We start from the raw sequence: 13,095 nt of genomic DNA, 5'->3' as shown, positions 1-13,095 counted from the left end.
CGTCACCTTCTTTTTTTCATACTATTCTTAGTGTATGAAAGAAACGCAAAACTAGAAACAAAAAACCTGACGTTATCCGCCAGGTTCAAAATGAAATCGTATATTAATGAGATGGAAATGCGTTTTTCTCTTGTAAGATGGCATTATGAGCAATTTTCATTTTAGCAAGTACATATCGTAAACGATCTTCAGCGTTTTCATCTTTATGTTGCTGTAATTCCGCCAAATTCTCTACCGCACTCGCTAAATTTTCAATCACTCCTCGCAGTTCAGGATGATGATTAAAAAAAGATTCTTGCACTAACACTTTCCTTACTTCACTCGCTAAATCAACAATTCTGTTCAACTGTTCTTTTCCTTCCATTTTCATCCCTCCTGAATATCTTATGTATTAAATATTCTATAGACAAAGAAAAAAGCCCTTTAAATGAAAAGGACTTTTACATTTTTATATTTCCAGTCAATAACATATAAAGAGATGTAACAGCTGCTACAACAATTGCCCACATTACATATCTCTCTATACGAGTAAAACAACGATTTCCTTTTTCTTTTCTTGCGTACACATAAACAATGATCCCAATTCCGTATACGATTGAAACGAGCAATAAATTCTTCAAACCAGCTGCATAAATAAGCCATACAGAGTAAAGTGAAGCAATTAAAGCTAGCGAACCATTTTTCACTTTTGCATCTTTTAGTTCATTTGTAATCACTAATTTGAATTGGAATAACGCTGATAATAAATATGGTACTAAAATTGATGTTGACGCTATGAAATACATAATTTGATATGTTGACTCTGAAAACAGAACGATTATAAATATAACTTGGGCAACGCCATTTGAGATCCATAATGCCATATGCGGCGTTTGTTTTTTATTTGTTTTCGTAAAGACTTTCGGAAACACACCATCTTTTCCTGCTACATGGGAAATTTCAGAAACAAGTAAAAACCAACCTATTAATGTACCTACAAGTGAAGCAACTAACCCGATGTTAATCGCTACTGCGCCCCATGTCCCAACAACATGTTCTAATACATGTCCCATTGACGGCGTTTCTAAAACAGAAAGCTCTCCTCTTGTCATCGCTCCCATTGACAAGACAGAAATTAAAATATAAATAGACATTACTAAAATAAGTCCTAATACTGTCGCTTTACCGACGTCTCGACTATTTTTCGCTCTTCCAGATAATACTACCGCTCCTTCAACCCCGATGAAAACCCAAAGAGTTACAAGCATTGTATTCTTCACTTGACCAAGTATAGAGGAAACTGAAATAGTTCCTTCTCCCCAAAAATCATGTGTAAATGTATCCCAGCGAAACGCTGTTACCATTACAACAATAAATAATACGATTGGAACCAATTTCCCTATTGTTGCAATCACATTCATAATAGATGCTTCACGAATGCCAAATAAAATTAGAAAATGAAGTGTCCATAATAAAAGTGATGCTCCTACGATAGACGCAACACTATTTCCACCTTTAAAAATGGGGAAGAAATAACCTAATGTACTAAACAGTAACATGATTGTTGCAACGTTTCCTAAAATTCCTGCTAACCAGTATCCCCAAGCGCTATTAAATCCGATATATTCACCGAAACCAGCACGTGCATAACTATAAATTCCGCCCTCAAGCTCTGGTTTTTTTCTTGCTAACGTTTGATATACGAGTGCGAGTGGAATCATTCCCATCGCTGTAATACACCAGCCAATTATGATAGAGCCACTATTTGCTCCTACTGCTAAATCATGCGGTAAACTAAAAACACCGCCACCAACCATTGTTCCGACTACTAATGCAATTAATGGAAAAAACCCTAACTTCTTTTCTATTTGTACCACCCCATCTGTCATTCTAGGTGTTATGTTCGTTCAACTATTAAAGTCACCTTTTTCTCTAATAGACGTTTCTCTTATATTTTTTCAGGAAAACATTACTTATTCTAAAAGAAAATGAAGAAAAATGGAATACTTTTTTGAAAAAATGTATAAGTATGCACAAAAAAAACCGTTCATTTTATAATGAACGGTCATTTCATACATATAAATTTGTATATTTCTTGTAAAATTAACGAAGTAAATTCTCTTTTTGTAAAAATCGTTTTGCTACTTCTTCACTACTTTTACCATTCACATTTACTTCATAATTCATTTTTCGCATTTCTTCATCTGTAATCTTCCCAGATAATTTATTTAATACTTTTTCAAGTTCAGGATATTTCTGTAACGTCTCTTTTCTTAATAACGGTGCACCTTGGTATGGTGGGAATAATCCTTTGTCATCTTTTAGCACTTTAAGTCCGTATTGCTCAAGTTCACTATCAGTTGAATATGCATCAATTACGTTAACATCCCCAGATTGAATTGCACTATAACGTAATTTCGGTTCCATCGTTTTCACATTTGAAAATTTATAGTTATATATTTTTTGCATTCCTTTATAACCGTCTTCACGATCAGCAAATTCTAATGTGAACCCTACTTTCGCATCCTGTGCAATTTTTCCTAAATCAGAAATTGTATTTATATTCTTTTGATCTGCTATTTTTTTCGGCATAGCTAGTGCATATGTATTGTTATACTCCATTGGTTTCAACATAACCATACTATATTTCTTTTCCATTCCAACGCGAGCCTGCTCATATACTTCATCCCGATTTGTACTTTTTGGCTCTTCTTTCACGAATGTAGATAAAGCTGTTCCCGAAAACTCAGGGTATATATCTACTTCCCCTGATTTCAATGCTTCGAATACAAATGCTGTTTTTCCAAGACCTGGTTTTAATTGTACATGTAAATCGGTATCTTGTTCAATAAGCTGCTTATACATTTGAATTAAAATTTCAGGTTCTGATCCAAGTTTGCCCGCAATAACAATATCTTTCTTTTCTGTATTCCAAAGAAATGGAGAAGCAACCATTATACAAACAATACAAATCGTCAATATAACACGCTTAGACGAACGTTTTGGACTCTCAAGTACCCGAAGTACTATATCAAAGAATAAAGCAAGTAACGCGGCTGGTACGGCCCCTAGAATGATAAGCGCATGATCATTCCGATCGATACCAAGCAATATGAGTTTACCGAGCCCTCCAGCACCTATAAGAGCTGCTAATGTAGCCGTTCCAACAATTAATACCATTGCCGTACGAATACCGGCCATAATAATTGGTAACGCAAGAGGAAGCTCTACCTTCCACAGTCTTCTCCAACTATTCATCCCCATAGCTTTCGCTGCTTCGATTAAAGATTCATCTAACTCCCGTATTCCTGTATATGTATTGCGTAAAATAGGTAATAGTGCATACACAACTAATGCAATAACGGCCGGGATTTTTCCGATTCCTACTAACGGAATTAATAGTCCGAGTAATGCAAGTGATGGCACCGTCTGCATTACTGCAGAAGTTCCTATTATAAATTCAGCCATTCGCTCTTTTCTCGTTAATAAAATGCCAAGCGGTACCGCAATAATTACTGCAAAAAATAATGAAATAAGCGATATTTGTAAATGCTCACTTAATGCAGTTAGTAATTCTATTTTTCGTTCTTGGAACGTCTGTATAAAATCAGTCACTGTTTAGCCTCTTTCCTTCATTTGTTCAACAATATAATTGACAATATGACGACTTGTTAAAGCTCCAACATATCGACCATTTTCTTCAACTGGAACGACTTCATCAGCTCGCAGGCGAACTAATGCTTCTTGTAAAGAAGAATGTAATGATAGTGCCTCCCCTTCTATCCGCATACTTTCATCAAGTGGCAATACATCTTCAATACTTTTCCCCTCATACCAAGGTCTTCCACGATTTCCAATGAATTCTTCTACAAATTCATTTTTCGGGTTATGTATAATTCCTTCTGGCGTATCTAATTGAACAACTTTTCCTTCTTTCATAACACAAATGCGATCTCCAAGTGATAATGCTTCTTGCATATCATGTGTTACGAATACAATTGTTTTTTGAATCTTCTTTTGCAATTGTACGATATCCTTCTGAAGTTGCTCTCTACTTAACGGATCTAGCGCACTAAATGGTTCATCCATAAGAACAATTTTCGGGTTTGCGGCTAATGCCCGCACGACACCTACACGTTGTTTTTGTCCTCCTGACAATTCATCAGGCATACGATCGCGATATACGTCTGGATCTAGCCCGACCATCTGTAGCAATTCATCGACACGGGCTTTTGTTTTTTCTTTGCTCCACTTTCTCATTTCAGGAACAACTGCAATATTTTCTGCAATTGTCATATGCGGGAACAAAGCGATTTGCTGCAACACGTATCCTATATCCCAGCGTAATTCATTAATATTATATTGTTGAATATCTTTTCCATCGATTAAAATTGAGCCTTCTGTCGTTTCAATTAAACGATTAATCATCTTCATTGTCGTTGTTTTCCCGCAACCACTCGGACCAATGAGAACAAAAAATTCTCCTTTTTTAATTTCTAAATGCAATGAATCCACTGCTTTTGTGCCATCTTCATATGATTTTGACACTTGATTAAACCGAATCACAAATACAACTCCTTTATCGTTGTTTCCTTTATTTTGATGGAATATGGAATTCATTTCAAATGATACGCATTATTCTACAAAAAAAGAGCTCACATTTGAGCTCTAACGGTCGAACAATATTGTTTTCATTATTGCTGCATATTCACGCACATACATTTTTCTCTTAGAACGTATTGGTGTTTCAGCAGCTAATGCCTCCATCTTCATTCCTAAACGTTTTGCAATTATTTTCGTTCGATATAAATGATACGTATTGCTTACAACTACCGCATGTTTCACATCATATAAATCTATACTAAACTTTACATTCTCATACGTATTTGTAGATTGATCTTCTATTAAAATACGACTCTCATCTATACCATGTACCATTAAATAGTTCCTCATACTATGAGCTTCCGGTATATCTTCATCTTCTCCTTGACCACCTGAAACAATTACTTTCACTTCAGGATGAGAATATAAATATTCCAACGCTACATCTAACCGATTTTGAAGAGATAAAGATGGTTTATCTCCAAATAACTTTGCACCTAATATAAGAACGTATGGAGAGTGATGACTCAACTTTTCACGAGCAGCTTTCTTCATTCGAAACGTCATATAAAGGATGTATAGTGGAGGTAATAATAAGATGATAGGTAATATCCATTTGTTCATAAATAAGTTTTCGCTCCCTTTCTTTTTATTATATAAAAAAAGAAAGGGAGGCAGAAGTGTTTTTTCAAACGATTGATTTATTAGAAACATTCGCCGCTACTTTACGTTGTGATAGTACATAATAAATAGCGATTCCTAATGAGAAGATCAATATGCAGCTTAATACGTAAAACGGAAGCATTACTCCGGCTTTAGATACACCCGCTGTAAACAGCATTAATAATACAATCCGTATTCCAGTACCAATTAGGCGAAATAAGCTGTCTACACGTCCCATTACTTCATTTGGAATTTCCTCCATCATCAATACATTTCTCGCCACTCTTGTCCCCGCATTTCCAATCGCATGAAAAATCGCTAGTCCATATAAAAATAATACGGATGGTTCGATAATCATTACGGTAATTGAAATTACATAAATGCACATCGTCATAACGATTGAAACTTCTGTTTTGACATATTTCATTATGAGTGGAATACAGATTCCTGCAACAACAGCTCCAACACCGTACATCATTCCCTCTATCGCGTATACAGAGGCATTAGCTTTAAGTATATCCGAAATATAAACTGGTATTAAATAATTTGCCATCATGACACCTATAAACGGCATATAAGTAGCAAGTAAGAACCAAAAGAGCTTAGGACGGTTTTTCATAAAGTGAATTCCTTCGAACAATTGCTTCTTAAATGTTATTTTCTTTTTAATCTCTTTTTTCTTGACATACGGTATACATAAAAATAGCAAAAATGCTCCTGCAAAAGTTAACATATCTACTAACAATATCCACTTCAAAGACACAACTTCAATTAGGAAGCTCGCGGCTGCTCCTGAAATAACTTGTGTTAACTGTCCTTGTATTTCCATCGTTCCACTTAAACTTTTATAATGTTCTGCTTGAAAAATTTCTTGGTTGAACGCAAAAATTGTAGGATAAAATAATAGATAGTAAAAAGAGCCTGCTATATAAATAAGAATATAATGAATAGAATGATAGGATTGCCCAGCAAATCCCCATATAACCATTATTCCGATTACGGCTATCCCAATACCTTCATTGCATAATAATAAAGATTTTCTTGAAAAACGATCAATACTTTGCCCGATAAACGGAGTTAACAAAAACATAATCAGTGTTGAGATGATGGAAACATAACCAAACGTTGTCTCTCCTCCACTCTCTTTAATTAACAACCATGGAATCGTTATCATTACAATACCAGAACCAATAGCTGATAGACTATTGGCCCCTAGAATGAAATACAAGCGTGAATCTTTATAAAGAGATGACATATCACTCAACCCCTAGTTGCTTTTTCACCTCTTTATATACGCTCATATATGCTTTCAATTCTTTAACTACATCATGAATTAATGGTTTTGCATCTTCCCCAAGTTCACCATCTTGCACATGTAATCCATCAAGAACAACTTGTTTTGGAATTGCATTTGCATAAACACCTCTAGCGACCGTTCGCATGCTGTTTAATGCATTTATTCCACCTTTACCGCCACCAGCAACCGCTAACAACGCAACTGGTTTATGAATAAATTCATTACTACTTAAGTAATCTAAAGAGTTTTTCAGCGCACCGCTCATCGCATTATGATATTCTGGTGTACATAATACAACCCCATCCGCAGCTTTCACTAACGTTTTTAATTTTTTCACTGCCTCTAAATCACGTTGTGACTCTTCTCCATTGTATAAAGGTAACTCCTCAATTGCTAAATCATATAATTCCCCTTCAAATTGATCCGCAATATATTTTGCCACCACGCGAGTCCTACCAAATTTTCTTGGTGTACCGTTAATAACAACTAGTTTCATGATTATTTCTCCCCTTTGTTTTCAATTTCTACTTATATATTATCAGAAATTTCTACACAAAACACAATATAAAGAGTTAACTTGTTTCATAAAATAGTATGATAAACAAAAAAGAACTCATACTTTCGTATGAGTTTCGTACAATTACTTTGTTTCATCTCTCATGCTCAATGTACCTAAACTTTCATTTGCTTTAAAATGGTTATATGCTTTTTCCGCTAATCTTTTCCGTTCTTCTGATAATTCTATATATTTCATTACGTTTTCAATTATTTTTTCATACGGAGTAAATACAATACCCGGCCAATCTATTTCGTCCTCTGGGTTGCTATTTTCCGAAATAATAAATTTCTTATTTGCCACTGCATAAGAAACTCGAGGAGTTTCGAGAATACCAGATAAGTAAAAGTGGATATTTAATATAATTTTAGACCTGGCAATTAACTCATTTCTAACAATTCCCCATGCATTATTTTTAAAAACAATATTTAAATTCGGGGCAACGACTTTTAATTGATCCAATATAGCTTGCCGCCTTGGGTTAAGAGCACCTATAAACAGTATATCAATGTCTTCAATTAATTCTTCATCAAATGCATCTTTTTTTATTTCTAAAGTTGGTGCATAGTTCATGCCTACATGTTTTATTTCTTTTCCTACTCCTCTTTGTTTTAACCATTCTATATTTTGTTTACTATAATCCCAAATTTCCTTATCTTTTAATAACATTAAATAAAGAGGATGCGCATAAGGGCTTCCTTCATATAGCTGTTCTAAATTATAAATAATTGCATTTTTCGGAAGGAGATGTGGGCTATGTGCATATGTATGCGCTCCAAAAACAATTGTATTCCCCACATTTTCGAGTATTGTTTCTGATATGATTGCTGTATTTCCCTCTTGCTCCAATCGCCATTTCAAAGCTCGCGCAACATCTATAAAACTACCATACGTCTTTGGGCATATAAACAAACAATAATCATATTCTTTATTCAAATAAGCTTCCATTAGCCTTAAATTATTCTTATATAAATCTACATCCGGATATTTCAGTAAAAGATCCTTTGCATGTTTTTTTGCTACTTTATATAGTCCAGCATAATAAGCAGCAATGCACCTTCTTAATTCAATTCTTTGCTGATGTTCATCTGATACGTCCATGTTTAACAGAAGATTTGCGATACAATACGCTTTTAAATGATCACGATCATAATAATAATCTAGTAGTGGCAACAATTCTTCATACGTATTTCCATGCACAGATTCTCCTAGTTCTAGCGCCCATCGTATTAATTCCATTATTACTCCACTACTCCTTTAACCGAAATTGTATTTAATAAAATTTCGCATTACTTTCTACCATATTTGCTATATGCAACGGTAACTCATCTTTTTTCGATTCCAAAAATTTTTGTGACACTGCACCTAAATGCTTTTTATGTGGTATATAAAAAGCATTTATAGAAATTTCATAGTCAAATAAGTAATCATACACATGATAATCTACAAATAGAAGATCATTTTTCGGAAAAGGAATTTCCTTCCCTTGCAGGGCATACATCAAAGCAATATTATTTTGAGATTTTAATCGATACATTCTTGCAAGTTGATATAATGGCTCAGCCCTAGTTGGTCTATATTCCCACGCTTTTTGAAAATAAAGAACAGCTAATGCTGTATATTGCTCTTCTTGTTTCTTAGCATTTTCTTTTTCATCCACTTCTGTTACTTCAAGTTGTTTATTTGCTGAACGAGTTGCTAATTGTTCATAACAAAATCCTATTCGCAATAACGAATAAAATACCTCTTCAACCCATCCCCCTGCTTCCACTCGTTTTTTATACCATTTAATCGAATCTTCAAATTGACTTAAATGAAAATACGTTTGGGCTAAATAAAATAAATATCTTATATGCAAATCTGGCGTAGTTTCTGGATCACTCAGCCCTTGTAACAACAGCCTCTCATCTCTTTCAAATTTATCCGCTTTACTCCCACCATCACCAGGGTCATTAACGACAAGCGTCTCCAGTCTAGCTACTCTCGTATTGTAATCCTCTCCAACTTTGGAACGATCTATATCCCAATACTCATGAGTAACACCGACTGATTTCCATGGTAAAGACGCTTTTAAAAGCCGTGTAAGCCAATACTTAATATGAATATCATATTGTAATGTAAGATAATGGTCTTCCGTTAAGCTCGTTTTATCGAAATTCGGATCAACCTCTAAAATCATATCCGCATCTAATATTAATAAATAATCTGCTTCTGGGTATGTTTTTTGCGCTAACGATACAGCTAAGCTTCTGTTATAACCAAAGTTTTTAAACGGCTCATGATGAACCGTCCCAGGTATCTCATTTTCCTTACACCAATTTTCAATAATTTCAGGCGTATGATCAGTTGATCCAGTATCACAAATAGAAACAAAATCTACAATTGATTTCGTAGCATTTAAACATCTTTCCATAATTCTAGATTCATTTTTGACGATCATACAAAGACATAACTTTTTTTCTTCCCCTGCATTCTTCACTTGCTCATTTCCCATTTAACCACCTCATATTTTATTAACACGCTCTTTTCATATGTAACATCATTTCTTAGCTACACTGATGACATAATCATTCTTTTACTATTTATGAAAACTTCATTTTATTTATTCTTATTTTTATGTTGGGATATATTTCATGCATCGTTCCTCATGCTAAAACTATTGCTAAAAATCCTAACGTATTACCAAGTCCTAGTTTAATAGAATCAATAATCCCTGGATCTTTTGGTGAAGTTCCAATCGTAATTGCAGCTGAGCCAGGCGATATTGCACCAACGCCTACATTCGCAAGAACTCCATCACTTGCACCAATAACAACTGGAGTATCTTTACGAATCCCCATCTTTGGTGCTAATTCTGATTTCATACCCGATAAAATATATGTAGTTGGTACTGGAGTTGATAATTGTTATGTAGAAATATTTAATATTCCCAGCACATCAACATCCCAATTTAACGTTTCTAAATTGAATAACCATGTAGCAGAAGCAATAGAATCATCAACTACGTAGCGTGAAAATAATTGATAAATCCCATACTCTTTAATAGAAATAAATTTATAAGTACTTTTATATAATTCTGGCTCCTCTTCTTTCATCCATAACAATTAGAAAATTTTTTTCATCACAAAAAATAAATCCCCTTATTCCATTTCATTTACATACTATATGTAGCTTTTCCGTCCGGTAAAGTTACATAATATCCGTTTCGAAACACACTCTTTTTCTAGTTTTTAATTAACTTGTTCTTTAGCTTAATGGATATGTGGTTTGTTGTACAAACTTAAAATTTTTAGCAAGATTGCGTAATATGTTAGGGGAGAAAAAGTTTTAGATTCCTTGAGCAAATTATAATAATAGATTAAATAAAAAAACGCCATCCTTTCCTATAATTCTATAGAAAGAATAGCGTATTTTTTCATTTTAGGTAGAATTTTATTTTGTTAACTTGATGATACTGTGCTTCTATCCCACATCGTCTCTAATTTGAAAACATTTATTCCATTTAATAATCCTTTAATGAAAATAACCTAACTGACATATTCAAACAACTCTATTGACACTTAACACTACACTTCATTAAGGTACATTATTCTAAATTTATTGATGTAGTTGAGATGGACTCACTTTTTGAATTTGAACAAGTATATCAAACGCTTTACCTAATGATATATCAACTGTTTTTGGTATATCAGGCCCTTCGGTAGTTACTCCAGCAAAAATTGGATGTTGTTCGTTCAACCAAGTTTTTGTCACGCCGTTTGCCTTACGTAAATCAATAAAAAATTGATCTTTTTTAACTTGTCCAAAGATGTAGTTATAACTGTTTGGATCATCCGATTTTAATATTCCATATGGGCCAAATTCACCATTGCTATTCTTGACATTGTATTGTCCTTCATAAACTGATGTTCCAATAGATACGTACCGTTTTCCGTAATACTCTGCTAAATACTGCCCAGCTACTTTAGGGTATACAAAAGGAAGCATATTTGTTTTCGAAACGTGGCCATTATGCCCCCATACAATAGTTTTTCCTAAATGTTCTTCAGTCCACTTTGCATTTTCATACATTGCGATATCATGTTTCAAATATAAATCAGATGGTTTATCAGGAAGTGACGTTAACATTGTAGTAAACTGTTCAATAATACGAGCATTTTGTTTTATCCATGCGAACTCTTTAGATTTCCCATTTAAATAACTTTTATTTTCCTCTAATAAAGCACTAATTTGTTTAGCATCTGAAATATACTTTTCTTTTTCTTCTTTCGTAAGGCTTTCAAAAGTATTCATATCCTTTGTTACAGGAATAAGACCTTTTATCTTCTCTTCTATCCTCGGCACAAGTTTTGAATTGGTTCTTTTAATATATTCTATTATATTATTATAAACATTCTCGTTTACTGATTGAATGTCCATCCCGATGATACGCACTTTAGATTTATGTTTTGGATTAGCATTATATTGCCGAATCCAATCAAGTAAATCTAACATTTCTTTCGTCTTAAATACAGGTGATAGATGCTGGCTTGGATTACCCTTACCAGTAAGAACATATCGATCAAGTTCTAAAGCTCTGTCCCACCCCTCTTCTAAAACTAGGTTGGTAAAACCCTTTTCAGATACTAAATAATTTACAATACGGTTTTTCATCGTAAAAACTTCATGAGCCCCATGCGTAGCTTCACCTAAACCTACAATTGAAGCTGAACCCACCATATTCTTAAATGGTTTTAAATCATTAAAAGGTGTATTTGGATTTGTTGTTTTTAAAGGCTTCGCGTGCATTTCTAACCATTCCGCTATTTGATTTTTATTGTAGGGAGCTGTAACAGAAACTCCTGTTTTAGAGTCTGCATAAGTACTTCCTACAAAATTAGTCAGTATTATAGCAGAAACACCAAGTGCAGTAATCATTTTCTTTTTCATAAAACCCTCCTGAAATATTTACTTAAAACGATAGCGTTCTTTTATACTTAATTACGAGTATTAAATTTTTTTAGAGCAAGTTGTTTTTTGCACCAAAATGATATATTTTAAACTATAAACCTATGACAAAACTTATCCATTTCGCCTTTTTGCCTACTTCCTAAATTCAGCAAGTAAAATACTTTTAAAAGGATCAGGATTACTAAAGTTAAAGCTGTTCAAATTGACGGCCAATGTATGCTTGCCTCCAAGTGTTCCACCAACAAAAGTGGAAAACCCTAGGACGCTACCTCTGTGTCCCCATACCGAGACACCGTTCGGAAGCTTAAATTCAACGATTCCAAGACCATATCCCGCTCCTTCTCTATCTGTAGGAACTGTAGTAAGCATTTGTTTTAGTTGCTGTTCCTTCAGCAATTTACCACTAAGTAAGTATGAGAAGAATTTATTTAAATCGTCAGCATTAGAAATCATATCTCCATCCGAGCTACCTGGGTTAATATACGTAACGTCTTTTAGCTCACTTGCTCCATCTAGTTGGATATAACCACGGGCATGCTTGGTGCCTGGAATCACGCTTGAATTACCAGGTAGGAATGTATTTGACAAATCAAGAGGTTCAATAATCCGATTTTCAACCTCTTCCGCATAGCTGTTGCCAGTTACTTTTTCAATAAGGATCCCCAGTAATACGTATCCTGTGTTTGAATAAGACCAACCCTTTCCCGGGGCAAAGTCTGGGGGAAGGGAAATCCCCATCTTTACAAATTCTTCAGCCGTATACGATTTTTTTGTATCCATAATATCGAAGTCTTTTGAATTCATATATTCAGCAATACCACTTGTATGATTCAATATTTGTTTTTATATAAATAGATAGTAACTACTCCCCCTCCCGTTCTTCTCTATATTTTGATCATACACATTGAAAATCTCTTTTTTCTTACTCCTTCCTTACAAATTCCTTACGTTCAAAACTACTTCTATATTTCGGTATTTTTTATTTTAAGAAAATTTAGTTCTATTAACTTGGTAACATTGGAATAACAGCAAATGCCAATCAATTGAA

Annotated in this window: 12 protein-coding genes and 1 pseudogene; all 13 read right to left on the bottom strand. The window is 34.1% G+C overall.

What is annotated here, in order from left to right; all coding sequences use genetic code 11:
• Positions 1-103: 103 nt before the first annotated feature.
• A complete protein-coding gene (locus tag MR070_RS13585; RefSeq protein ID WP_000398576.1) occupies positions 104-364 on the bottom strand; it encodes a hypothetical protein in 261 nt (86 codons plus the stop codon).
• A gap of 76 nt (positions 365-440) precedes the next feature.
• The gene (gene arcD, locus MR070_RS13580) at positions 441-1,868 is read right to left on the bottom strand and encodes an arginine-ornithine antiporter (RefSeq protein WP_000129464.1); all 1,428 of its coding nucleotides are present in this window, start codon (positions 1,866-1,868) and stop codon (positions 441-443) included.
• Positions 1,869-2,082: 214 nt separating this feature from the next.
• Entirely contained in the window at positions 2,083-3,594 is a 1,512-nt protein-coding gene (locus MR070_RS13575) for an ABC transporter permease/substrate-binding protein (protein ID WP_242261471.1), read from the bottom strand.
• 3 nt (positions 3,595-3,597) lie between these two features.
• The gene (locus MR070_RS13570; RefSeq protein ID WP_242261470.1) at positions 3,598-4,545 is read right to left on the bottom strand and encodes an ABC transporter ATP-binding protein; all 948 of its coding nucleotides are present in this window, start codon (positions 4,543-4,545) and stop codon (positions 3,598-3,600) included.
• 102 nt (positions 4,546-4,647) lie between these two features.
• Entirely contained in the window at positions 4,648-5,205 is a 558-nt protein-coding gene (locus tag MR070_RS13565) for a YdcF family protein (protein WP_014481654.1), read from the bottom strand.
• A gap of 64 nt (positions 5,206-5,269) precedes the next feature.
• A complete protein-coding gene (locus tag MR070_RS13560) occupies positions 5,270-6,499 on the bottom strand; it encodes an MFS transporter (protein WP_242261469.1) in 1,230 nt (409 codons plus the stop codon).
• Position 6,500: 1 nt separating this feature from the next.
• Positions 6,501-7,037: an NADPH-dependent FMN reductase gene (locus MR070_RS13555; protein WP_000780354.1), complete on the bottom strand. Its 537-nt coding sequence runs from the start codon at positions 7,035-7,037 to the stop codon at positions 6,501-6,503.
• Between the two features lie 144 nt (positions 7,038-7,181).
• A complete protein-coding gene (locus tag MR070_RS13550; protein ID WP_000420435.1) occupies positions 7,182-8,336 on the bottom strand; it encodes a CgeB family protein in 1,155 nt (384 codons plus the stop codon).
• 34 nt (positions 8,337-8,370) lie between these two features.
• Positions 8,371-9,591 (bottom strand): tetratricopeptide repeat-containing glycosyltransferase, encoded by a 1,221-nt coding sequence (locus MR070_RS13545; RefSeq protein WP_000526207.1) that lies wholly within the window; start codon positions 9,589-9,591, stop codon positions 8,371-8,373.
• 151 nt (positions 9,592-9,742) lie between these two features.
• Entirely contained in the window at positions 9,743-9,961 is a 219-nt protein-coding gene (locus MR070_RS27125; protein ID WP_014481653.1) for a hypothetical protein, read from the bottom strand.
• Between the two features lie 42 nt (positions 9,962-10,003).
• On the bottom strand, positions 10,004-10,192 hold the full coding sequence (locus MR070_RS27120; RefSeq protein WP_041184216.1) for an FGGY family carbohydrate kinase: 189 nt from the start codon (positions 10,190-10,192) through the stop codon (positions 10,004-10,006).
• A 502-nt stretch (positions 10,193-10,694) separates the two neighbouring features.
• Entirely contained in the window at positions 10,695-12,026 is a 1,332-nt protein-coding gene (locus MR070_RS13535) for an erythromycin esterase family protein (protein WP_242261468.1), read from the bottom strand.
• Positions 12,027-12,179: 153 nt separating this feature from the next.
• Positions 12,180-12,890, bottom strand: a pseudogene (locus MR070_RS13530) (serine hydrolase domain-containing protein); the annotation flags it as partial.
• Between the last annotated feature and the right edge of the window lie 205 nt (positions 12,891-13,095).

Source organism: Bacillus cereus group sp. BfR-BA-01453, from assembly GCF_022662915.1.
Lineage (GTDB): Bacteria > Bacillota > Bacilli > Bacillales > Bacillaceae_G > Bacillus_A > Bacillus_A paranthracis.
The sequence above is the reverse complement of the archived record's forward strand: the minus strand, read 5'-3'. Positions and strand labels throughout refer to the sequence as shown.